Source organism: Leclercia adecarboxylata, from assembly GCF_006171285.1.
In the GTDB taxonomy this organism is placed as follows: Bacteria; Pseudomonadota; Gammaproteobacteria; order Enterobacterales; family Enterobacteriaceae; genus Enterobacter; species Enterobacter barmai.
In genome coordinates this window covers 2,208,158-2,231,902 of the sequence record NZ_CP040889.1, presented here as the reverse complement: position 1 = coordinate 2,231,902, position 23,745 = coordinate 2,208,158, and the positions used below count along the sequence as shown (strand labels likewise).

Below are 23,745 nucleotides of genomic sequence, written 5' to 3'. Positions count from 1 at the left end.
TTACGCCAGATAACGCAGCCGTTCGGCGCGTAATCTGGCAGGATCGACGCAGCTTAACGCGCGGGTCGGGCACGCCTCCACACAGGCGGGTCCGCCTTCGCGGTGCGAGCAGCGGTCGCACTTCAGGGCCTGAACCCGCCCCGCATCCGCCGTCACCTGCATCGCCCCGAACGGGCAGGCAACCATACAGCTTTTACAGCCGATACAGCGTTGCTGATCTACCTGCCAGACGCCCTTCTCACGCTGAATCGCCTGGGTCGGGCAGACGTTAGCACAGGGGGCATCTTCACACTGGTGACAGGTAACCGCCGTAGTAAAAGTTCCGCCTTTCACCACCCGAATGCGGGAGCTGAACGTCCTTGCCGTCACTGCCGCACAATTCTGACTCTCCTGATGGGACACCACGCAGGCCACTTCGCAGGTGCGACAGCCAATACATTTTGCCGGGTCCGCAACAATAAACGGGTTCATCGCCTGCTCCATCCTTGCTGAAAAAATGCAGGTTGCCAGAGTGTTCAGGGAGTGCGCTTTGATCAGACAGGGAAAAAGACCACTTTTGTGCACCCTGCCGCGAAAACTGGCCATCTGCCCCAGAAATCAGGTGGAATTAATGTGCTCCTTGCAGTAGCGACGCTTCCAGACGCCGGGCGTTAGCCCCGTGTGTTTGCGAAAGATCTGCCGGAAATAGCCTACATCGTTAAACCCGCAGCGCATCGCGACCTCCTTGAGCGACACGGCGTCGTTGAGGAGTAACTTTTCCGCAGCCCTGACCCGCTGACGGTGGATCGCCTCGGTCAGCGTCAGATGAAAGACCCGACGAAACACCCGCCCGAGATAGTCGGCGTTGCAGTGCAGCTCCCGGGCGAGCTGCGACGTCGACAGCGGCAGGTGAAACTGGGTGCCGATCAGCTGCCGCGCCTTCCACGCCAGGTTGACGCCCGCTTCATCCGGCGACGGCTCCTGCCCGGCCGTGAGGGAGAGCTGCTGGAGGATCAGCAGCAAAATAAACTCCAGCGCCGGGCTGCGCTGAAGTTTCTCCTGTTCGCTCAGAAACTGGCGGAAAAGCGCGGTCATCGCCTGCGGATCGCTGGTTTTACCATGCTGCTGCACCGACAGCAGCGTGCTCCAGGGTGACGCTGAGGCCTGTTCCTGCACCTCAAAATGCAGCCAGTAAAAGCGTAAGTCGGCGGGAAAATCCTCGATACCTTTATGCCGACGATGAGGCCAGAGGAGCAAACTTTCCCCCGCATGGACCTCAAAAACCGTTGTCTCCTCCTGGATCGTTAACGTCCCCTTTTCCACAAAGATGACTTCCCACGAGTCGAGCCTGCGCGCCGGGTGTCGCCCTACGCCACGGGAGATGAAGTAGCCGCCGTTTTGCACCTGAAGCGGAAGCGCTATGGATAATTCGAGCATGGTTATTCACTTTCTCGCTATTAATGAACGATTTATTTTTCTTTATCCCTGATTATTAACAGCTATTTCCCCTTCTTCCCGATCTAAATCACATTTTGCGAACAAGGTCGGAATCCTTATCTTTTTATACTTTTCCCTTACCTTGTTGGACCCGGGGAAGAGTGCAAAATTAATCGGGTACTCTGCAAAACAACATAAAAAATCCGATAACCCGAGGAGTTACCTCATGACTTCTACTCCGATTACACAGACAGAGCTTGCCCAACAGACCGTCAACGATCGCCTGACGGTGCGAGAAAAAATCGGTTACGGCCTGGGCGATGCCGGCGGAACGGTGATCACCTGTCTGATCATGAACTTCCTGACCTTTTTCTATACCGATGTCTTTGGCTTAACCCCGGCGCTGGTCGGTACGCTGTTTATCGCCCTGCGCGTGTTTGATGCGATATCCGATCCGGTAATGGGGGTCATCGCCGACCGGACCCAAAGCCGCTGGGGGCGCTTTCGCCCGTGGCAGCTCTGGGTCGCCCTGCCGATTGGCATTATCGGCGTGCTGACCTTCACCGTGCCGGACGCGGGCATGGGGGTCAAAATCGCCTGGGCCTTCGGCACCTATCTGCTGCTCTCGGTGGGTTATACCGCCATCAACGTGCCCTACTGCGCGCTGATCAACACCATGACCACCCGCCACAGCGAAGTGCTCTCCTGCCAGTCCTGGCGCTTTGTGCTGTGCGGCGTGGCCGGTTTCCTGGTCTCCGTCGGCCTGCCTTGGCTGGTTGATCTGCTCGGCAAGGGCAACGTGGCGCAGGGGTATCAGCTGGGCGTCGGGGTGCTGTGCGCCATTGCGGTGGTGATGTTCCTGTGCTGCTTCTTCTGGGTGCGCGAGCGGGTACCGCTGGCGATGATGGGAAGATTTACGCTCAGGGAGCACCTCGCCGGTCTGCGTCAGAACGACCAGCTGCTGCTGATGCTGGTGATGTCCTTCCTGCTGATCAACGTCTTTAACATTCGCGGCGGCGGCTATATGTATTTCATCACCTACGTGCTGGAAGGCAGCACCGCCTACACCTCGCTGTTCTTCACCATGGTGACCTTTGCCGCCATTCTGGGGGCGGTGATCGTTAACCTGCTGTCGCGCCGCAGCGATACCGTCAAACTCTACTACTACACCAACCTGGTGCTGGCAGTACTGGCGCTGGGGATGTGGTTCCTGCCCGGCGGCCCGGCGCATCAGACCCTGTGGCTGGTGGTTATTCTGGCGAACGGCGTGATCCTCGGCTTTACCCTGCCGCTGCACTTCGCGCTGATGGCCTTTGCCGATGACTACGGCGAGTGGAAAACCCGCGTGCGTTCCTCCGGCATGAACTTCGCCTTTAACCTGTTCTTTATCAAGCTGGCATGGGCCTCCAGCGCCGGGATCATCAGCCTGGTGTTTATCTTCGTGGCCTACCAGCCGGGCGCGGGCAACCAGACTCCCGCTTCGTTGCAGGGCATCACCGCCATGGAAACCCTGCTGCCTGCCCTTTTCCATCTGCTGCTGGCGCTGGCGATCCGCAAGTGCCGACTCGATAACCCGATGATGGCGCGCATTGCCACCGACCTGCGCCAGCGTCACGCTCACTCCTGAGGAGAACATGATGTCCATAATGGAACCCGACCTGCATAAACTGAAAATCAGCGACCCGTTTCTGGGGCAGTATCAACAGCTGGTGCGCGACGTCGTTATTCCCTACCAGTGGGATGCCCTGAACGATCGCATCGAGGAGGCCGAACCGAGCCATGCCATCAGCAACTTTCGCATCGCGGCAGGCCAGCAGAGCGGTGAGTTTTACGGAATGGTCTTTCAGGACAGCGACGTGGCGAAATGGCTGGAGGCGGTCGCCTGGTCGCTGTGCCAGAAGCCCGACGCGGAACTGGAAAAGACCGCCGATGAGGTGATCGAGCTGGTGGCCGCCGCGCAGTGCGACGATGGCTATCTGAACACCTACTTCACGGTAAAAGCGCCGGAAGAACGCTGGACCAATCTGGCGGAGTGCCATGAACTTTACTGCGCCGGACACATGATTGAAGCAGGCGTGGCCTACTTCCAGGGCACCGGCAAACGCCGTCTGCTGGAGGTGGTGTGCAGGCTGGCCGACCATATCGACAGCGTCTTTGGCCCGGGCGAGCAGCAGCTGCACGGCTATCCCGGCCACCCGGAGATCGAGCTGGCGCTGATGCGCCTGTTCGATGTCACCCAGGAGCCGCGCTATCTGGCGCTGGTGAAGTATTTCGTCGAGGAGCGCGGCACCCAGCCGCACTTCTACGACATTGAATATGAGAAGCGGGGCAAAACCTCCTACTGGAACACCTACGGCCCGGCGTGGATGGTGCAGGATAAAGCCTACAGCCAGGCGCATCAGCCGCTGGCCGAACAGCAAACGGCGATCGGCCATGCGGTGCGCTTCGTCTATCTGATGACCGGCGTCGCGCACCTGGCCCGTCTGAGCCAGGACGAAGGCAAACGCCAGGACTGCCTGCGCCTGTGGAACAATATGGCCCGACGCCAGCTGTATATCACCGGCGGGATTGGTTCCCAGAGCAGCGGCGAGGCCTTCAGCAGCGATTACGATCTGCCCAACGACACCGTGTATGCCGAAAGCTGCGCCTCGATCGGCCTGATGATGTTTGCCCGCCGGATGCTGGAGATGGAGGCCAACAGCCAGTACGCCGACGTGATGGAGCGCGCGCTCTACAACACCGTTCTCGGCGGCATGGCGCTGGACGGCAAGCACTTCTTCTACGTCAATCCGCTGGAAGTGCATCCGAAGACGCTGAAGTTTAACCATATCTACGATCACGTGAAGCCGGTTCGCCAGCGCTGGTTCGGCTGCGCCTGCTGTCCGCCGAACATCGCCCGCGTCCTGACCTCGATTGGTCACTACATCTATACCCTTCGCGACGACGCCCTGTTTATTAACCTCTACATCGGCAACAGCATGGCGTTCCCGGTGGGCGAGGAGGAGTTGCAGGTGCGGATTAGCGGGAATTATCCGTGGCAGGAGCAGGTCAAAATTGAGATCGTCTCACCTGTGGCCATCGACCATACCCTGGCCCTGCGTCTGCCGGACTGGTGCGACGCGCCACGGCTCACGCTGAATGGCGAAGCCGTCACGGGAGAAGTGCGTCAGGGCTATCTCTACCTGACCCGCCGCTGGCAGGAGGGCGATACGCTGCTCTTAACCCTGCCGATGCCGGTCCGCCGGGTTTACGGTAATCCGCAGGTGCGCCAGCAGGCCGGGAAAGTGGCCCTGCAGCGCGGACCGCTGGTTTACTGTCTTGAAGAAGCGGATAACGGCGCGGGGCTGCACAACCTGGCGCTTCCGGCGGACAGCGAATTTAAGCTGTTTGAAGGCAAAGGGATTTTTGCTCACAAGATGCTGATCCAGACGCAAGGCTTTACCCGCCATGCCGCGGACGCTGAACAACAGCCGCTGTGGCAGTACGACAGGGCACCCACCACGCAACAGGCGCAGACCCTGACCTTTATTCCGTGGTTTAGCTGGGCGAACCGTGGCGAAGGGGAGATGCGGATCTGGGTGGATGAGGCGTAAGCAGTAACCGCTGAGGCAGCCCTCGTCCCTGAGGGCTGATTTTTGGAAACTCAGAATTTCCAGCTAAGCCCGGTCATCAGCGCGAAGCTGTCGTCACGGTCGATCATCGGGCTGTTTTTCACGTCGTCAGGCAGCACGGTATAGACGGCGCTGGCGTTCAGCCAGAGGTTCTGCGTCAGCTGGTATTTCGCCGCTACGCCCAGGTACGGGGTGACGGTTTCACCTGCGGTGTACTGCTGCAGACCGCTGCGACGGGACTCTTTCGCAGAGACGCCGTAGTAATAGTCGTTGAAGCTCTCATCGTGGAAGAGCACGCCCACCGATGGCGTCAGGGTCAGGCGCTCCATGCGGAACGGACGGAAGTAAGACATTTCACCCATCACGCCACCGCTCTCATCCATCGCATCGGCGGCAAGCGCAAACTTCAGGCTACCCCAGCTTTCGTGATGGTAGTACGCACCGCCCAGCATCGCGGAGGCTTTGCGCTCGTCCAGCTGCTTCATGGCATGGTCGTCGTTATCTTCCGGGTCGAAGCTCAGCGGCATCCAGGAGGCGGTGAGGCTGAATTCGTTTTTGGCATCTTTCCAGACGATCCAGCCGCCGGTAGCCTGACGCACGTAGAAGTGTTCCCCTTCGTAGCTAATTAACGGAACCGCGGAGACATTCTCGTTATAGCCTTTATAAGGTGACTCATTAAACACGGCGCCCGCGCCAATTGAAAAATCATCGGCCATTGCGGACGTCGCCGTAAATAAAGCGGCCGCGATAAGTAAATTATTTTTTAACTTCATTGTTTGTAATCCATTAAATGTCATACGACCCGGCGCATAATAATGGTTACAAAAATCGCAATGCAATTTTGATATTTGTATAATATTATATATAAATTCATATAGATGAGCGTCAGGCAATGAACAAGCTGCAAATCAAACCGAGAGAATTAAAAATTGTTTCCGTCATTGCCGCGACGCACAGTATCGGTGACGCTGCCGCATTGTTAGGCATGGCCCAGGCCAATGTGAGTAAATATCTCTCTGATTTTGAGACCCGCGTTGGGCTGAAGGTGTTTGAGCGCACCACCCGCCATCTGGCGCTTACCCAGTTCGGCGAGGCACTGCTGCCCTTCATCAACGCCTCGCTGGAAAAGAACGACCAACTGGTTAATTTTATTGCAGATTATAAGCATGAAAAACGCGGCAAGGTGACCATTTATGGGCCGACGGGGATCATTACCTATCTGGCCCGCCACGTGATTCATGAGATCGAAAATATCGGCGATATTCGCATTAGCCTGAAAACCTGCAACCTCGACCGGAATGAATATTTCGAAGGCGTCATTTTTCCCGACGATTGCGATATTTTAATTTCCTATGCTCAACCGAAAGATGAAAACCTGGTTGCCACGACCTTAACGAAATATTCTGTTACCGCTTTTGCCACCCCAGAATATATTAAGAAGCACCCTATTAATCACCCTGACGATTTAATTAACCACTCCTGCATTCTTATTGATTCAATGATCGTCGATGACGCTAACATCTGGCGTTTTCGCTCGAATCACAGCAAGCAGGTCCAGGATTATAAAGTCACCGGAAACTATATTTGCGACAACACCCAGACGGCGCTGGAACTGGCGCGCAATCATCTGGGGATCGTCTTTGCGCCCAAAGAGAGCCTGAACAAGGAGATTGAACAGGGCTTGATGGTGCCCTGCTTCACCCATCAGGAGGAGTGGTGGCTGGATCTGGTGGCTATCTTCCGTAAACGTGACTATCAGCCGTGGCGGGTGCAGTTTGTGCTGGATGGCGTGCTGAATACCCTGCGTAAGCAGATTGAGCAGGCCACCCATGGGCGGCCTGCGCTGAAAGGTTAGAACAGGCCGAGCGGTTTATCGGAGTAGCTGACCAGCAGGCACTTGGTCTGCTGGTAGTGTTCCAGCATCATCTTGTGCGTTTCACGGCCAATACCCGACTGCTTATACCCGCCAAACGCGGCATGGGCAGGGTAAGCGTGATAGCAGTTGGTCCACACGCGACCCGCCTGGATCCCGCGCCCCATCTGATACGCCAGATTGCCGTTACGGCTCCAGACGCCCGCCCCCAGGCCATACTGCGTATCGTTAGCCAGCTCCAGCGCCTCCTCCATGGTTTTGAAGGTGGTTACCGCCAGCACCGGGCCAAAGATCTCCTCCTGGAAAACGCGCATGTTGTTTTTACCGGAGAGGATGGTCGGCTCGAGGTAGTACCCCTCTTTCAGCTCACCGGCCAGCATCTTGCGCCGTCCGCCGGTCAGGATATCCGCCCCCTCTTTCTTGCCGATATCGATGTAGTTGAGGATCGTCTCCAGCTGCCCGTGGGAGACCTGCGCCCCCATCTGGGTGACGTTATCCAGCGGGTTGCCGCTGAGGATCGACTCCACGCGGCGAATGGCGCGCTCCATAAAGCGCTCGTAAATGGACTCCTGTACCAGCGCCCGGCTTGGACAGGTACAGACTTCGCCCTGGTTGAAGGCAAAGAGCGCAAAGCCTTCCAGCGCCTTATCAAAGAAGGCGTCCTCTTCGTCCATCACGTCGGCGAAGAAGATATTCGGCGATTTACCGCCCAGCTCCAGCGTCACCGGGATGATGTTCTGGGTGGCGTACTGCATGATCTGCTGGCCCACTTCGGTGGAGCCGGTAAACGCCACCTTGGCAATCCGTTTGGAGGTCGCCAGATATTCACCGATTTCGCCACCCGCGCCGTTCACCACGTTCACCACGCCCGGCGGGAGCAGGTCGCCCACCACTTCCATCAGCAGCAGTATCGACAGCGGCGTCAAGCGCGCCGGCTTCAGCACCACGCAGTTCCCTGCCGCCAGCGCGGGGGCCATTTTCCAGGCGGCCATCAGCAGCGGGAAGTTCCAGGGGATGATCTGCCCGACCACGCCCAGCGGCTCATGGAAGTGATAGGCCACGGTGTCTTTATCCACCTCACTGATCCCCCCTTCCTGGGCACGAATACAGGAGGCGAAATAGCGGAAATGGTCGATAGCCAGCGGCACGTCGGCGGCCATGGTTTCACGGATCGGTTTCCCGTTGTCCCAGGTTTCTGCCGTCGCCAGCAACTCCAGATTCTGCTCCATGCGATCGGCGATTTTGAACAATACCGCGGCGCGATCCTGCACCGAGGTGTGCGCCCATTTCTCTTTCGCTTTATGGGCGGCGTCCAGCGCCAGATCGATATCGCGCTTACCGGAACTGGCGATTTCGCACAGCGGCTGGCCGGTCACCGGGGTGAGGTTCTGGTAGTAATCGCCGTCGGCCGGAGGAACCCAGTCGCCGCCGATAAAGTTGTCATAACGGGCTTTAAGCTTGAGAGGAAAACCATATTCGCCAGGCAGGATACGTGCTGATGGAGGGTTGTTCGTCATGACTGTCTCCTTGTGTGTAGTGTCATTCAAAGGTAGACCGCGACGGTGAAAATATCGCCAGTTGTCATCTGCTTTGCGAGCCCCTTCACGCATTACCTTACTTTACGTTTGGTTTCCGGCGCTGAGCCATACTTAAAGCGCATAAACCGGGCGGAGGTAAGGATAAATGCGGCTTTTTATCGGCTTTGACGTGGGCGGAACCCACATTAAACACGGCGTGATCGACGAGGACGGCAACGAACTCACCACCGATCAGTTTGATACGCCAGAGGATGAAGAGAGTTTCAAAAAACAGTGGCGTGAGGTGGTCAAAGCTTACCAGGACGAACATGAGATCGTGGCGATCGGAGTGAGCATCCCGGGGCACATCAATACCCATACCGGCGAGGCCGCGAAGGCGGGCGCGCTGGAGTACCTGGATAACGTCAACCTGTATGACCTTTTCGCAGAGCTGACCGATCTGCCGCTGGTGGCCGACAATGACGCCAGCTGCGCCGCCCTGGGTGAGCGCTGGCGCGGCGCGGGGCGTGAGTATGAGAATTTTGTCTGCATGACGCTCGGTACCGGGATCGGCGGCGGCATTGTGCTCGGGGGCGATCTCTACCGCGGCTCGCACTACCGCGCCGGGGAGTTCGGGGTGATACCGGTCGGTAAGAACGGCGAAGGGATGCATGAGGTCGCCTCGGCCAAAGGGCTGATGGAGACCTGCCGCCGGGCGCTGGGGGTTTCCGGGGATGATATGCCGAAAGGCGAAGAGCTGTTCGAGCGCATGGAGAACGACCTGCACCTGCGCGAAGCCGTTGAAGAGTGGGCGCTGTTTCTGGCGCGCGGGGTCTACAGCGTGATTTCGATGTTCGACCCGCAGGTAGTGCTGATTGGCGGCGGTATCAGCGAGCAGGAGAAAATTTATCAGCTGCTCGACAGGCACCTGCGAACCTTTGAAGAGTGGGAATCGCTGCAGGTGCCGATCCTGCCCTGCCAGTTGGGTAACCAGGCGGGCAGGCTGGGCGCCGTGTGGCTGGCAAAACAGAAGCTTGCCAGAAGCGAGACTTAAGGCTGTGCCTCCCCGCTAAAGAGCAGCGCGTCACGCAGGAGGTGATCGTTGCCTCGGCGGCGGGTGAAGCCAATGCGGTTGAAGTACTCGAGGATCTGGATCGCCAGCTTGCGCCCGACGTTAAGCCGATCGCGGAAATCCGCCGCGCAGGTGGAGCCGCGCTCGCTGTCCAGCTCCCGGATCAGGTTGGCGAAGGTGACGATGCGATCGTGGCGGTAGTAGCGATCTTTGACGATCGCCGTGATCAGCCCCTGCTGCGCCGCATGCTTCAACACCTGACGCATGGTCTGCTCATCGGTGGCGGTTTCACGCGCCAGGTCGCGTACCCACCAGGGTTCGTCCCCAAACAGCGCCTCCGCTTTTTGCCAGATGGCCTGCTGCTCCGGGGTAAAGCCTGCTTTATGATCCGGCAGATGCAGCCAGCCGTGGTAGCTGTGCAGCTCCCCGCTCTCGCGCATCCGCTCGATCAGCAGCAGCACCAGGGCTTCATCTTCCATCGGCAGCGCCATGCGACGCAGGCGCTCACGTCCGGGTCCGGGCTCATCCTGATGCTGCTGATGGTAGGTCGCCAGCACATCCAGAATTTTACGCTGCCAGCGGGCGGCAACAGGGGTATTGAGCAGGCTGGAACCGGCCTGGATAAAACCCGGCTGCTGGACCAGCTGGCGCAGACCTTCCCCGCTGAGCTGGCGTGCCCAGCCAAACTCATCCAGATTAACCGCCCCGCGCGCCAGATGCGCCAGCAGCGCGTCGTGGTCATCCGTCGCCGTTGCCAGCGTCGCCAGCCAGCTCAGGTACTCCGGCTTACGCTTCCCGCGACGCGGTGGATTGAGTGTCACGACCCGCGCCCCGGCCAGGGTGACGCGGGCAGAGATATCGCGCAGCACCAGACGATCGTTGTCGGCCAGCCACAACGGGGTATCGAAGACCAGCTCCGCAAGACGGCCTTCCAGCAGCGAGACGCGGCCGGTAACGTGGCTGGCGGCATGGTGAATATGCAGCGGCTGCCACTGGGTGAGCGGCACGTCGCTCTGCAGGGTGACAATCACGCGCGTGGTCGGCTCTGGTGGTGCGTCGGCCAGCAGCCAGTCGCCGCGGTTAAGCTCGGCTTTTTCCGTATCACCCACCAGGTTCAGGGCGATGCGCTGCCCGGCGTGGGCCTGTTCCACAGGCTGATTCTGCGCGTGAAGGCCACGAATACGCACCGGCTTATTAACTCCGGTCAGCCACAGGCTGTCGCCCACGCGCACTTCGCCAGAGAGCGCCGTACCGGTCACCACCAGCCCCGCCCCTTTAACGGTGAAGGCGCGGTCGATAGCCAGGCGAAAACGGTGATGATCCGCATGGGCGCGGTCAGGAAGCTGTTGCAGATGGGTGCGCAGGGCATCAATGCCCCGCCCTTCGGTGGCGACGGTGACAAACAGTGTGGCATCCGCGAAGCCATAGTCGCGCAGGGTGGCCAGCACCTCTTCGCGCACCTCCTCCACCCGGGCGTCATCAACGCGGTCGGCTTTTGTCAGCGCCACCGTCAGCTGCGGATTGCCGGTGAGATTGAGGATCTGCAGGTGCTCGCGCGTCTGCGCCATCACCCCGTCATCGCAGGCCACCACCAGCAGGGCGTGATCGATACCGCCCACCCCCGCCAGCATGTTGGACAGAAACTTTTCGTGCCCCGGCACGTCGATAAACCCCAGCACCCGGCCATCCGGCTGCGGCCAGTAGGCATAACCCAGATCGATGGTCATGCCGCGCTTTTTCTCTTCCGGCAGGCGGTCGGCGTTGACGCCGGTGATCGCCTGCAACAACGTCGTTTTGCCGTGGTCAACGTGACCGGCAGTGGCAATAATCATTTCAACAACATCTCCAGAAACAGTGCTTCATCTTCCAGACAGCGTAAATCCAGCCACAGTCGCCCGTCCTTGATCCGCCCCAGCACCGGCACGGGCAGCGATCGCCAGCGCAACGCCAGCGCATCCAGCTGACCGCCGCGCCCGTCGCGCGGGGTGAAGGTCAGAGCGGCGCCCGACAGACGATCCACCGGCAGCGACCCGCTGCCCGGCTGGGACAGGCACTCTTCCACACGAACCTCAAAATCCGGGTAGTGGGCGGCGACCTGCGTCAGCAGCCGCTCCCCCTGACGGTGAATAGCGGCGGCATCGCGACTCAGCAGGCGCAGCGTCGGCAGCCGTTCGGCCAGCGTCTCCGGGTGGAGATAGAGGCGCAAGGTCGCCTCCAGCGCGGCGAGGGTCATTTTATCCGCCCGCAGGGCGCGTTTCAGTGGGTGCTGTTGCAATCTGGCAATCAGATCGCGCTTGCCCACGATAATCCCGGCCTGCGGACCGCCCAGTAATTTGTCCCCCGAGAAGCTCACCAGGCTGACGCCTGCGGCAATCAGCGCCTGCGGCATCGGCTCTTTTGGCAGGCCGTAGCGGGTGAGATCCACCAGCGAACCGCTGCCCAGATCGACAATCACCGGCACGCTCTTCTCCTGCCCGATACGCACCAGCTCCGCCTCGTCGACGGCATGGGTGAAGCCTTCGATCTGGTAATTACTGGTATGGACCTTCATCAGCAGGGCGGTATTTTCATTGATGGCTGCGGCGTAATCCCGGTCGTGGGTGCGGTTGGTGGTGCCCACCTCCCGAAGCTGGCACCCGGCCTGGGTCATCACATCCGGGATGCGAAACGCGCCGCCAATCTCCACCAGCTCACCGCGCGAGACCACCACCTCTTTACCGCTCGCGGTGGCAGCCAGCATCAGCAGCACCGCCGCGGCGTTATTATTCACGATGCAGGCATCTTCCGCCCCGGTGAGCTGGCACAGCAGCGCCGCCAGGGCCCGGTCGCGGTGGCCGCGTCCGGCGCCGTCGAGATCGTACTCCAGGGTCACCGGGACCTGCATCGCCTGGGTAACGGCGGCAACCGCTTCCTCAGGCAGCAGCGCGCGCCCCAGATTGGTATGCAGCACCGTACCCGTCAGGTTCAGCACCTGCCGCAGCCCCTGGGCTTCATCCTGCGCCAGCCGTTTTTCGGTCTCCTGCGCCCAGTCGTCACACCAGGCCGGCAGGTGATTGTCGGCGCGGATCCCGGCGCGGGCTTCGTCCTGGAGCAGGCGCAAGGTCTCCACCGTTCGGCTGTGACCAAAGCGGGCAATAACGGGAGTAAGACGGGCATCGCGAAGCAGACGATCGGTCGCGGGGAGTTGGCTGTAGAGAGCGTGCTGAATAGTCATGAATGCGCCTGACGGTTAGGTATCTTCCCCCCTCCCGACGGGAGAGGGAGTCAATGTCAGGTGCGATTGTAGCGCGTCCGGCAGGGAAGTGTTAACGGGCTACGTCAAGCCTTTGGCGGTTCGGTACGGGCGAAACTTTCGCGCTGGAAGAGGGTTTCCGCCAGCTTAACCAGCAGCGGACGATCGACGCACCAGCCCGGCGAAACGCGGCGGAAATTGAGGTAGCCGATGGCGCAGGCGATAGCGATGGTCGCCAGATTGACGCTGTCGGTGGCAATTTTCCCCTCGCGGATCAGCTGTTCACAGTGGTCGAGACTGCGGACAATTTTTTCGCGCTGGCGCAGCAGCTCCGTTTCAGACTGCTGTGCCGCCGGACGGGCCTGTTCACGCACGGAAGCCAGCGCCGCATCCATAATCCCGTCCGCCAGCGCCTCAATTTGCCGGATAACGAGCGCCGCTTTGGGTTCACGGGGGATCATAGCCGGGGCGATATCCAGCAGTTCGATGTAGCTGGCAATGATCGGCGAGTCGAACCAGTGCTCACCCTCGTCGGTGACCAGGGCCGGGACTTTACCCAGGGGATTGTACTGCGCGACACCGCTTTCAGCCTGATAGGGCTGTTCATTAATAAATTCAAAAGTGATGCCTTTCTCCAGCAGGAGAATGGAGATTTTACGCACGAAGGGACTGGTATAACTGCCGATGAGTTTCATTGCCTGCTCCTTATCCGCCAACAAAAGGATAAGTATGGCCCAGGCATAGAAAAAAAGGCAGGGACGCGGATCGCATACCTGCCTTTTTGGGGATTAATGGTCGAGATAGAGGTAGTGCATCCAGCTGGTCATACGCAGCAGGACTTTACGCATCACGGAAACGTGGGCGAAGTGATCGGAATAGACCGCCACCTGGGCGTAAATGCCGTCAGGCAGGGCGTCCACGTCGGCGTTCGGATCCAGTTCGATGGTACCAATCACACCGTCGGTACCCGGCACCACCGTCAGCGCCTGCAGCACCCCCTGCGCTTGGTAGGAACCGCCGGGCACCACCGGCAGAATGCTGGTCAGCTTACCGGAGAAGACCTGGCCCGGCAGGGCATTAAATACCACTTCGGCTTCATCGCCTGGTTTCAGACGCAGTAACGAGTTCTGGCGGAACTGCGCCACAATCTGGCGTTTCTGCTCAGGGATAAAGACCATCACCGGACGCAGCGGCAGTGAAGCCGCGTAGGTACCTGGGCGAATCAGCACCTGGGTGATGTAGCCGTTGCTCGGCGCACGGATGACGGTCTGGTCCAGGTTGTATTGCGCTTCCGCTAACTGGGCGCGCAGGGAGGCAATCTGCGACTGCTCACCGTTAGACATGCTCTCTAACTGGCTCTGGATCTGAACCTGTTCCGCCACCGACGCTTTCACCATGGCGTCCTGCGCCAGGTAATTTTGCCGCGCGTTATCAATATCGCTTTCTGAGAAGGGATTCACCTTCGCCTGGCTGCCTTTTACATAACGCTGATAGTCTTTTAACAGACGATCGCGTTCGGCCGACACGCGGGTGGTATTCGATTGGGCTTCCGCCAGCTGAGCTTTCAGGACATCAATATTGTGTGTCGCCGTCACCAGGTCCGCCTGCAGGCGATCGACGCGGGCTTTATACCTGCCCGGATCGATTTTAAATAACACTTCGCCTTTTTTAATAAGCTGGTTATTTTTATCCGTGACTTCCGTAACAACTCCCGTTACCTGCGGCGTAATCGGAATAGAGATAACCGCTTTCTGCGCCGTGAACGTATACGGGTGGTTATAGTTCATTAATAAAATAAGCCCGGCCACGAGAAATACCCCGCCCAGGGTTGCAGTTGCCAGCGTCCACTGGTTTACCGGGATTCGGAATATTTTAAAGATGGCCCATGCAAACGCGACATAGGTCAATACGATCAACAGATCCATGATTAGTGCTCCGGCGTATTCTTATCAGCAGTGGGGGGCACTGCGGCCAGTTTTTGTTCCAGCTCGGCTACGCGCTTCGCCAGCGCATCAACGTCCGGGCTGCGGTCCGGCGGCGGTTGGATGTGGTTTTGCATACCCCAGCCGCGCTCTGGCTGATAGAGCGTTGCCCAAATCCACAGAAACGGCCAGATAGCATGGAGCGTAAACAGGCTAATCCACCCCGCCGTATGAATAGCATCAGCATGGGGATGATTGCGCTTTTTGGCCATGTTATACGGAATATCATGGATAGCGATGATCCCATAAAAAAGAACCACGAAGACAAAGATCAACACACCCAGCGCAAAATAGTTGAGAAACATATTTGCCTCACTAAATAAAACGTAAACTCATTAAATTAATAAAATGGTAAGCAGCCACATTAATTCATTGGTAAGAACAAGAGCTTAAACTCATTAATTTCAGAGCCGGGGAGTATGGTTTTTTCTTATATCTCCATGCAAGTTTAGAAGCGTGACAAAATATATCCTGAATAATAATAGACTTAAGTTTACAGTTGAGCTTAATCCAGCTTAGAACTTTTCGCCATACCACATTAAGGCTACGCTTTTTTAGCGATACGTGTTGCTGAGTTACAGCCTGGCGTCGATTGCAAGAGCAGATGTTGCCAGCGATCACATCCAGAGAAATCCGCATAAAAATATTTTGTGGAATTGATCACACTCCGGAAACAAACTCGCGACGACGAAATGTGATTTATTTCACATTTAATGACCTGAAGTGCCGCTTTTACGCGCATTGTATTTTTTTTACACGTCCGTTTTGTGATATTGATCACTTCATTTCTCACCACACCCCCTACATTTACGTGACTCAGATCACACAAATTTGGCCTGTCTGGACAGCTAAACAATTAAGTGCCAGATTTCACGCATCAGAACAGGGCAACCTCTGCCGCCGCATTAACAACAAACCTCGGGCTCAAGGCCTGCGTAAACAGAAGAAGGGGTGTTTTATGTCATCCGATTTTAAGATCAAAGTACAAAGCTTTGGTCGATTCCTCAGCAACATGGTGATGCCAAATATCGGCGCGTTTATCGCGTGGGGTATCATCACCGCGTTATTTATTCCGACAGGGTGGTTGCCTAACGAAACGCTGGCGAAACTTGTTGGCCCAATGATCACCTATCTGCTGCCGCTGCTCATCGGTTATACCGGTGGTCGTCTGGTAGGCGGTGACCGTGGCGGCGTGGTCGGTGCGATCACCACCATGGGTGTTATCGTCGGTGCGGATATGCCGATGTTCCTCGGCGCAATGATTGCCGGTCCTCTGGGCGGCTGGGCCATTAAGAAATTTGACGTCTGGGTTGATGGCAAGATCAAATCCGGCTTCGAAATGCTGGTGAACAACTTCTCTGCCGGCATCATCGGTATGATCCTGGCGATTCTGGCGTTCCTCGGCATTGGCCCGGCAGTTGAAGTGCTCTCCAAAATTCTGGCGGCGGGCGTTAACTTCATGGTTGCCCACGACATGCTGCCGCTGGCGTCCATCTTTGTTGAACCGGCGAAAATCCTGTTCCTGAACAACGCCATTAACCACGGTATCTTCTCACCGCTGGGTATTCAGCAGTCTCACGATCTCGGCAAGTCTATCTTCTTCCTGATCGAAGCTAACCCGGGTCCGGGTATGGGCGTCCTGCTGGCGTACATCTTCTTCGGTCGCGGTAGCGCTAAACAGTCTGCGGGCGGTGCGGCAATCATCCACTTCCTGGGCGGTATCCACGAAATTTACTTCCCGTACGTGCTGATGAACCCACGTCTGATCCTCGCCGTTATCCTCGGCGGTATGACTGGCGTGTTCACCCTGAGCGTGCTGGGTGGCGGCCTGGTTTCTCCGGCATCCCCGGGTTCTATCCTGGCGGTACTGGCGATGACCCCGAAAGGCGCTTACTTCGCTAACCTGGCGGCAATCTTCGCGGCCATGGCGGTCTCCTTCGTGGTCTCTGCAATCCTGCTGAAAACCAGCAAGGTGAAAGAAGAAGACGATATCGAAGCGGCAACCCGTCGTATGCAGGACATGAAATCCCAGTCTAAAGGTGTTGCTGCAACGCCGCTGGCGGCGGGCGATGTCTCTAACGACCTGAGCCACGTACGTAAAATCATCGTCGCCTGCGACGCCGGTATGGGTTCCAGCGCCATGGGTGCAGGCGTCCTGCGTAAGAAAGTGGCGGATGCGGGTCTGACCCAGATCTCCGTAACCAACAGCGCGATTAACAGCCTGCCGCCGGATGTTGACCTGGTCATCACCCACCGCGATCTGACCGAGCGTGCGATGCGTCAGGTACCGCAGGCGCAGCATATTTCTCTGACCAACTTCCTCGACAGCGGCCTGTACACCAGCCTGACCGAACGTCTGGTTGCGGCGCAGCGCCACGAAGATAACGAAGTGAAAGTGCGTACCAGCCTGCAGGACAGCTTCGACGAGAGCAACAGCCACCTGTTCAAGCTGGGTGCGGAGAACATCTTCCTTGGCCGTACCGCGAGTCATAAAGAAGAAGCGATTCGCTTCGCCGGTGAGCAGCTGGTGAAAGGCGGCTACGTTCAGCCAGAATATGTTGAAGCGATGCTGGAACGTGAAAAACTGACCCCGACCTACCTGGGCGAATCCATTGCGGTGCCGCACGGTACGGTTGAAGCGAAAGATCGCGTCCTGAAAACCGGCGTGGTGTTCTGTCAGTACCCGGCAGGCGTGCGCTTCGGTGAAGAAGAAGACGACATCGCCCGTCTGGTGATTGGTATCGCGGCCCGTAACAACGAGCACATCCAGGTGATTACCAGCCTGACCAATGCCCTGGACGACGAGACCGTTATCGAACGTCTTGCTAACACCTCCAGCGTCGAAGAAGTTCTGGCGCTGCTGAACAAGTAAGTTCTGTACCTCCCTCTCCCCGTTGGGGAGAGGGCTAGGGTGAGGGGAAATTAACGTGGTTCCTCACCCCAGCCCTCTCGGGTAAAAACATTGATGAAGGTTAATACTATGAAAGCATTACATTTTGGCGCAGGTAACATCGGTCGTGGCTTTATCGGCAAACTGCTGGCAGACGCGGGCATTACGCTGACATTCGCCGATGTAAATCAGACGGTACTTGATGCCCTGAATGCACGTCATAGCTATCAGGTGCATGTGGTAGGTGAAAACGAGCAGGTCGAAACCGTAAGCGGCGTGAACGCGGTTAGCAGCATTGGCGACGACGTTATCGATCTGATTGCCGGGGTTGACCTGGTCACCACCGCCGTCGGTCCGGTGGTTCTGGAGCGTATCGCGCCGGCGGTGGCGAAAGGTCTGGCAAAACGTAAAGCTCAGGGCAACGAGGCCCCGCTGAACATCATCGCCTGTGAAAACATGGTGCGCGGCACCACCCAACTGAAAGGCCACGTCATGGCCGCAGTGGCTGAAGAAGATAAAGCCTGGGTTGAAGAGCATGTCGGCTTTGTCGATTCCGCCGTGGACCGCATCGTTCCCCCGTCAGAATCCGCCACTAACGATCCGCTGGAAGTGACCGTTGAGACCTTCAGCGAGTGGATCGTCGATAAAACCCAGTTCAAGGGCGCGCTGCCTGAGATCGCCGGGATGGAATTAACTGATAACCTGATGGCATTTGTCGAGCGTAAGCTCTTCACGCTGAACACCGGGCATGCTATAACCGCCTACCTCGGTAAATTAGCCGGTCATCAGACCATTCGTGACGCCATTCTCGATGAGAACGTCCGCGCCGTGGTAAAAGGTGCAATGGATGAGAGCGGCGCGGTACTGATTAAACGCTACGGTTTTGATGCCGATAAGCATGCGGCATATATTCAGAAAATCCTCGGTCGTTTTGAAAACCCGTATCTGAAAGATGACGTTGAGCGCGTTGGCCGTCAGCCGCTGCGCAAACTGAGTGCGGGCGATCGCCTGATCAAACCGCTGCTTGGCACCCTGGAATACGGTCTGCCGCACAGCAACCTGGTTCAGGGCATTGCCGCCGCGATGCACTACCGCAGCGAAGAAGATCCGCAGGCGCAGGAGCTGGCGCAGCTAATTGCCGAGAAAGGTCCACAGGCCGCGCTGGCGCAGGTATCCGGTCTGGATGCCAACAGCAACGTGGTTGTGGAGGCGGTGAACGTTTATAACGCAACCAAATGATGCAGGAACTGGCGCAGGTCATCCTGCGCCCGGAAGATAGATTGTCAGATATGCAGGCAATAATGGAACAAACCCAGGCCTTTGAAAACCGTGTGCTGGAGCGTCTGAATGCTGGCAAAACCGTACGAAGCTTCCTGATATCCGCCGTCGAGTTATTAACCGAGGCGGTGAATATCCTGGTGCTTCAGGTGTTTCGCAAAGACGACTACGCGGTGAAATACGCAGTTGAACCGTTGCTCGACGGTGACGGCCCCTTGGGCGATTTATCCGTGCGTATGAAACTGATCTATGGCCTGGGCGTCATCAGCCGTCACGAGTATGAAGATGCCGAACTGCTGATGGCATTGCGTGAAGAGCTGAATCACGACGGCAACGAGTATGCCTTTACCGACGATGAGATCCTCGGCCCGCTGGGCGAGTTGCACTGCGTCACCTCCCTGCCCCCGGCACCGCATTTTGATACCAGCGATCCTGAGCTGTACGCCATGCAGAAACAGCGTTACCAGCAGATCGTTCGCTCCACGATGGTACTCTCCCTGACCGAGCTGATTTCCCGAATCAGCTTAAAAAAAGCGTTTCAGAAGTAAGCCTGCGCACATTCGTGTATCATTTGTAGTAATTCCCCCTGTTTTTAGAGCCATTTGTCATGAAAGAAGTCGAAAAGAGTGAAATCAAACGCCTGAGCGATCGCCTGGATCTGATCCGCCACCAGCAGGCCAGCCTGTCGCTGGTTGACGCCGCCGAGAAGTACGCCGAGCTGGAAAAAGAGAAAGCGACGCTGGAAACCGAAATCGAGCGCCTGCGCGGCGTGAAAGAGCAGAAGCTGAGCAAAGAAGCGCAGAAGTTGTCCAAACTGCCTTTCCGCCGTGCCATCACCAAAAAAGAGCAGGCCGATATGGGCAAGCTGAAGAAAAGCGTGCGTGGCCTGGTGGTTGTACACCCGATGACCGAGCTGGGTCGTGAAATGGGTCTGAAAGAGATGACCGGTTTTTGCAAGACTGAGTTCTGATTTTTGCCGGGTGGCGCTGCGCTTACCCGGCCTACCTTTCTGTCACGTCTAAAATTGGCCCAACCAATTCCGCAACCAACCCTTCCCTGGTTCACACTTCCATAATCTTCACTTACAAAATCATTGCCGACCAATAACATTTGGTTAACCATTTGTTGTCATTAACCCTACATCATACTATTGGCAGGACCACTTTTACACTGAATGTGACGCAGAGATGAGCACAGACTCACCGCCTCACAACGGGTGTGGTCCTCAGGAGACCTGCAATGAGCCTCTGGCAACAAAACTACGATCCGGCAGGAAACATCTGGCTGTCGAGCCTGATCGCCTCGCTTCCTATCCTGTTTTTCTTCTTCGCCCTGATTAAACTCAAGCTGAAGGGATACCTTGCCGCGACGTACACCGTCGCTATTGCCCTGATGGTCGCGCTGTTCTTCTACAAAATGCCGGTCGATCGCGCGCTGGCCTCTGTCGTCTATGGCTTCTTCTACGGCCTGTGGCCGATCGCCTGGATAATCATTGCTGCGGTCTTCGTCTATAAAATCTCGGTCAAGACCGGGCAGTTCGACATTATCCGCTCGTCGATTCTTTCCATTACGCCGGACCAGCGCCTGCAGATGCTGATCGTCGGCTTCTCCTTCGGCGCGTTCCTTGAAGGGGCCGCCGGATTCGGTGCGCCGGTGGCCATCACCGCCGCCCTGCTGGTCGGGCTGGGCTTTAACCCGCTGTATGCCGCCGGGCTGTGTCTGATCGTTAACACCGCGCCGGTGGCGTTTGGTGCGATGGGCATTCCGATTCTGGTCGCCGGGCAGGTGACCGGGCTGGACAGCTTTGAGATTGGCCAGATGGTGGGCCGTCAGCTGCCGTTCCTGACCATTATCGTGCTGTTCTGGATCATGGCGATTATGGACGGCTGGCGCGGCGTGAAGGAGACCTGGCCTGCGGTGATGGTCGCCGGTGGCTCGTTCGCTATCGCCCAGTACCTGAGCTCCAACTTCCTCGGCCCGGAACTGCCGGACATTATCTCGTCCCTGGTTTCTCTGGTCTGCCTGACGCTGTTCCTGAAACGCTGGCAGCCGGTGCGTATCTTCCGCTTTGCCGATATGGGCGCCTCGCAGGTCGATCAGACCCTGGCCCGCACCGGCTACACGCCGGGACAGATTGTCCGCGCCTGGTCGCCGTTCCTGTTCCTGACCGCGACCGTTACCCTGTGGAGTATTCCGCCGTTTAAAGCCCTGTTCGCTCCGAACGGCGCGCTGTACGACATGGTGGTGAATATCTCCGTGCCGTTCCTCGACAAGATGGTCGCGCGTATGCCGCCGGTGGTGCACGACGCCACGCCGTACGCGGCGGTATTCAAGTTCGACTGGTTCTCTGCCACCGGCACGGCAATCCTGTTTGCCGCTCTCCTTTCCGTGGTGTGGCTGCGCATGAAGCCGGCTGCTGCGGTGCAGACGTTTGCCGCTACCCTTAAAGAGCTGATGCTGCCGATCTACTCCATCGGCATGGTGCTGGCGTTCGCGTTTATCTCGAACTATTCCGGCCTGTCATCGACGCTGGCGCTGGCGCTGGCCCATACCGGCTCCGCGTTTACCTTCTTCTCGCCGTTCCTCGGCTGGTTGGGGGTGTTCCTGACCGGGTCAGATACCTCGTCGAACGCCCTGTTTGCGGCCCTGCAGGCCACGGCCGCCCAGCAGATTGGCGTGTCGGATGTGCTGCTGGTGGCGGCCAACACCACCGGCGGCGTGACCGGCAAGATGATCTCGCCTCAGTCCATCGCCATTGCCTGTGCGGCGGTAGGCCTGGTGGGCAAAGAGTCGGATCTGTTCCGCTTTACCGTTAAACACAGCCTGATATTTACCTGCATGGTCGGGGTGATCACCACCCTGCAGGCCTATGTCTTAACCTGGATGATCCCATGATAGTGATGCCCAGACGCCTGTCCGACGAGATCGCTTCTCGCGTGCGGGCGCTGATTGAAGAGATGCAGCTGGAGGCGGGCATGAAGTTGCCCGCCGAGCGCCAGCTTGCCACCCAGCTTGGCGTGTCGCGCAACTCGCTGCGCGAAGCCTTAGCGACCCTGGTCAGCGAAGGGGTTCTGGTGAGCCGCCGCGGTGGCGGCACCTTTGTGCGCTGGCAGCATGATGACTGGTCCGGACAGAACATTGTTCAGCCGTTGAAAACCCTGATGGAGAACGACCCGGACTACAGCTTCGATATCCTCGAAGCCCGCCACGCCATCGAAACCAGCACCGCCTGGCATGCGGCCATGCGGGCGACCGAGGCGGATAAAGAGAAGCTCAAGGCCTGCTTTGACGCCACGCAAAGCAGCGATCCGGATATCGCCTCGCAGGCGGACGTGCGTTTTCATCTGGCCATCGCCGAGGCCTCGCACAACGTCGTTCTGCTCCAGACCATGCGCGGCTTCTTCGACCTGCTGCAATCCTCCGTTAAGCAGAGCCGCCAGCGCATGTACCTGGTGCCCCCCGTTTTTGCCAGGCTGACCGAGCAGCACGAGGCGGTACTCAACGCCATTCTTGCCGGTGATGCCGAAGCCGCACGCGCAGCGATGATGGCGCATCTGGGCTTCGTCCACACCACCATTAAACGATTCGATGAAGATCAGGCCCGGCAGGCGCGTATTACCCGTCTGCCTGGCGACAACGCTATTTCCAGGGAGAACAATCCATGATCATTTCCGCAGCCAGTGATTATCGCGCCGCCGCCCAGCGCATTCTGCCGCCGTTCCTGTTTCACTATATCGACGGCGGAGCCTATTCCGAATACACCCTGCGTCGCAACGTGGAAGACCTGTCGGAAGTGGCCCTGCGTCAGCGCGTGCTGAAGAATATGTCTGACCTGAGCCTTGAGACAAAACTGTTCAACGAAACGCTCTCCATGCCGGTGGCCCTCGCCCCGGTCGGGCTGTGCGGCATGTACGCCCGCCGCGGTGAAGTGCAGGCCGCAGCGGCGGCGGATGCGAAAGGCATTCCCTTTACCCTCTCCACCGTCTCGGTCTGCCCGATTGAAGAGGTCGCCCCGACCATCAAGCGCCCGATGTGGTTCCAGCTTTACGTCCTGCGCGATCGCGGGTTTATGCGCAATGCCCTGGAGCGCGCCAAAGCGGCAGGCTGTTCGACCCTGGTCTTTACCGTGGATATGCCGACGCCCGGCGCACGTTACCGCGATGCCCACTCCGGGATGAGCGGTGCGAACGCAGCGATGCGCCGCTACTGGCAGGCGGTGACGCATCCGCAATGGGCCTGGGATGTGGGGGTGAACGGTCGCCCGCATGACCTGGGGAATATCTCCGCCTATCTGGGTAAACCGACGGGACTGGAAGATTACATTGGCTGGCTGGCGAATAACTTCGATCCGTCGATCTCGTGGAAAGACCTGGAGTGGATCCGCGAGTTCTGGGATGGCCCAATGGTGATCAAAGGGATCCTCGATCCGGAAGATGCCCGGGATGCGGTGCGCTTTGGCGCGGACGGGATTGTGGTGTCGAATCACGGCGGTCGCCAGCTCGACGGCGTGCTCTCCTCGGCCCGCGCCCTGCCCGCCATTGCCGATGCGGTTAAGGGCGATATCGCCATTCTGGCAGATTCCGGGATCCGCAACGGTCTGGACGTGGTGCGCATGATTGCCCTCGGGGCCGACACCGTCCTGCTGGGCCGGGCGTATCTGTACGCTCTGGCGACCCACGGTCAGGCGGGAGTAGCGAATCTGCTGAATCTGATCGAGAAAGAGATGAAGGTGGCGATGACGCTGACCGGCGCGAAAACCATCCCGGAAATCAGCAAGGAGATGCTGGTGCAGGAGTTGAGTAAGATCCCTGCCGGGCTGGCACCGCTGGCGCAGGGAAATGCGGCTTAGGTTGATGCGGTCTGATCCCCTCACC

20 protein-coding genes are annotated in these 23,745 nt (G+C 58.2%); 11 read left to right on the top strand and 9 right to left on the bottom strand.

The window, feature by feature from the left end; translation table 11 throughout:
- Complete coding sequence (locus FHN83_RS12485) at positions 1 to 471, bottom strand: 4Fe-4S dicluster domain-containing protein (protein WP_139563950.1); 471 nt, start codon at positions 469 to 471, stop codon at positions 1 to 3.
- A gap of 126 nt (positions 472 to 597) precedes the next feature.
- Positions 598 to 1,416 (bottom strand): helix-turn-helix domain-containing protein, encoded by an 819-nt coding sequence (locus FHN83_RS12480; protein ID WP_139563949.1) that lies wholly within the window; start codon positions 1,414 to 1,416, stop codon positions 598 to 600.
- Positions 1,417 to 1,642: 226 nt separating this feature from the next.
- Between FHN83_RS12480 and FHN83_RS12475 the strand changes: the two genes are divergently transcribed.
- Together FHN83_RS12475 and FHN83_RS12470 are read left to right on the top strand one after the other, a co-directional pair.
- Positions 1,643 to 3,043, top strand: coding sequence for an MFS transporter (locus tag FHN83_RS12475; protein WP_139563948.1), 1,401 nt, complete (start codon positions 1,643 to 1,645; stop codon positions 3,041 to 3,043).
- A gap of 10 nt (positions 3,044 to 3,053) precedes the next feature.
- Positions 3,054 to 5,009 carry a glycoside hydrolase family 127 protein gene (locus FHN83_RS12470; RefSeq protein WP_139563947.1) on the top strand — a complete coding sequence of 652 codons (1,956 nt, stop codon included), beginning with the start codon at positions 3,054 to 3,056 and terminating at the stop codon, positions 5,007 to 5,009.
- A gap of 50 nt (positions 5,010 to 5,059) precedes the next feature.
- Here the strand turns inward: FHN83_RS12470 and FHN83_RS12465 are convergent, their stop codons facing one another.
- Positions 5,060 to 5,800 (bottom strand): MipA/OmpV family protein, encoded by a 741-nt coding sequence (locus FHN83_RS12465; protein WP_139563946.1) that lies wholly within the window; start codon positions 5,798 to 5,800, stop codon positions 5,060 to 5,062.
- A 119-nt stretch (positions 5,801 to 5,919) separates the two neighbouring features.
- Here FHN83_RS12465 and FHN83_RS12460 point away from each other — a divergent pair, with 119 nt between their 5' ends.
- Positions 5,920 to 6,882, top strand: a complete 963-nt coding sequence (locus tag FHN83_RS12460; protein WP_139563945.1) for a LysR family transcriptional regulator — start codon at positions 5,920 to 5,922, stop codon at positions 6,880 to 6,882.
- Here the strand turns inward: FHN83_RS12460 and aldB are convergent.
- Entirely contained in the window at positions 6,879 to 8,417 is a 1,539-nt protein-coding gene (gene aldB / locus FHN83_RS12455; protein WP_139563944.1) for an aldehyde dehydrogenase AldB, read from the bottom strand. The two genes, FHN83_RS12460 and aldB, sit on opposite strands and share 4 nt — an antisense overlap.
- 166 nt (positions 8,418 to 8,583) lie before the next feature.
- Between aldB and FHN83_RS12450 the strand changes: the two genes are divergently transcribed.
- Entirely contained in the window at positions 8,584 to 9,471 is an 888-nt protein-coding gene (locus FHN83_RS12450) for an ROK family protein (protein ID WP_039030131.1), read from the top strand.
- On the opposite strand, the gene selB is transcribed toward FHN83_RS12450, so the two are convergent.
- The 5 genes from selB to FHN83_RS12425 all read right to left on the bottom strand — a co-directional run bounded on the left by selB (position 9,468) and on the right by FHN83_RS12425 (position 15,008).
- Positions 9,468 to 11,321 (bottom strand): selenocysteine-specific translation elongation factor, encoded by a 1,854-nt coding sequence (selB, locus tag FHN83_RS12445; protein ID WP_139563943.1) that lies wholly within the window; start codon positions 11,319 to 11,321, stop codon positions 9,468 to 9,470. The two genes, FHN83_RS12450 and selB, sit on opposite strands and share 4 nt — an antisense overlap.
- On the bottom strand, positions 11,318 to 12,703 hold the full coding sequence (gene selA / locus FHN83_RS12440) for an L-seryl-tRNA(Sec) selenium transferase (RefSeq protein ID WP_139563942.1): 1,386 nt from the start codon (positions 12,701 to 12,703) through the stop codon (positions 11,318 to 11,320). The genes selB and selA overlap by 4 nt, the downstream gene beginning before the upstream one ends.
- A 104-nt stretch (positions 12,704 to 12,807) precedes the next feature.
- Positions 12,808 to 13,416 (bottom strand): glutathione S-transferase, encoded by a 609-nt coding sequence (locus tag FHN83_RS12435; protein WP_138370838.1) that lies wholly within the window; start codon positions 13,414 to 13,416, stop codon positions 12,808 to 12,810.
- Between the two features lie 93 nt (positions 13,417 to 13,509).
- Positions 13,510 to 14,646: an HlyD family secretion protein gene (locus FHN83_RS12430; RefSeq protein ID WP_139563941.1), complete on the bottom strand. Its 1,137-nt coding sequence runs from the start codon at positions 14,644 to 14,646 to the stop codon at positions 13,510 to 13,512.
- A gap of 2 nt (positions 14,647 to 14,648) precedes the next feature.
- Entirely contained in the window at positions 14,649 to 15,008 is a 360-nt protein-coding gene (locus FHN83_RS12425; RefSeq protein WP_139563940.1) for a DUF3302 domain-containing protein, read from the bottom strand.
- A 653-nt stretch (positions 15,009 to 15,661) separates the two neighbouring features.
- On the opposite strand from FHN83_RS12425, the gene FHN83_RS12415 reads away from it, so the two are divergent.
- From FHN83_RS12415 to lldD, 7 genes are all read left to right on the top strand, one after another.
- Positions 15,662 to 17,575, top strand: coding sequence for a PTS mannitol transporter subunit IICBA (locus tag FHN83_RS12415; RefSeq protein WP_139563938.1), 1,914 nt, complete (start codon positions 15,662 to 15,664; stop codon positions 17,573 to 17,575).
- 108 nt (positions 17,576 to 17,683) lie between these two features.
- Entirely contained in the window at positions 17,684 to 18,832 is a 1,149-nt protein-coding gene (gene mtlD / locus FHN83_RS12410) for a mannitol-1-phosphate 5-dehydrogenase (RefSeq protein WP_072036667.1), read from the top strand.
- On the top strand, positions 18,829 to 19,419 hold the full coding sequence (gene mtlR / locus FHN83_RS12405) for a mannitol operon repressor MtlR (protein ID WP_139563937.1): 591 nt from the start codon (positions 18,829 to 18,831) through the stop codon (positions 19,417 to 19,419). The genes mtlD and mtlR overlap by 4 nt, the downstream gene beginning before the upstream one ends.
- A 59-nt stretch (positions 19,420 to 19,478) precedes the next feature.
- On the top strand, positions 19,479 to 19,841 hold the full coding sequence (locus FHN83_RS12400) for a YibL family ribosome-associated protein (RefSeq protein ID WP_039030140.1): 363 nt from the start codon (positions 19,479 to 19,481) through the stop codon (positions 19,839 to 19,841).
- 269 nt (positions 19,842 to 20,110) lie between these two features.
- Positions 20,111 to 21,766, top strand: a complete 1,656-nt coding sequence (lldP, locus tag FHN83_RS12395) for an L-lactate permease (RefSeq protein ID WP_039030141.1) — start codon at positions 20,111 to 20,113, stop codon at positions 21,764 to 21,766.
- A complete protein-coding gene (gene lldR / locus FHN83_RS12390; RefSeq protein ID WP_139563936.1) occupies positions 21,763 to 22,536 on the top strand; it encodes a transcriptional regulator LldR in 774 nt (257 codons plus the stop codon). The genes lldP and lldR overlap by 4 nt, the downstream gene beginning before the upstream one ends.
- The gene (lldD, locus tag FHN83_RS12385; RefSeq protein WP_039030143.1) at positions 22,533 to 23,720 is read left to right on the top strand and encodes an FMN-dependent L-lactate dehydrogenase LldD; all 1,188 of its coding nucleotides are present in this window, start codon (positions 22,533 to 22,535) and stop codon (positions 23,718 to 23,720) included. The genes lldR and lldD overlap by 4 nt, the downstream gene beginning before the upstream one ends.
- Positions 23,721 to 23,745 lie beyond the last annotated feature (25 nt).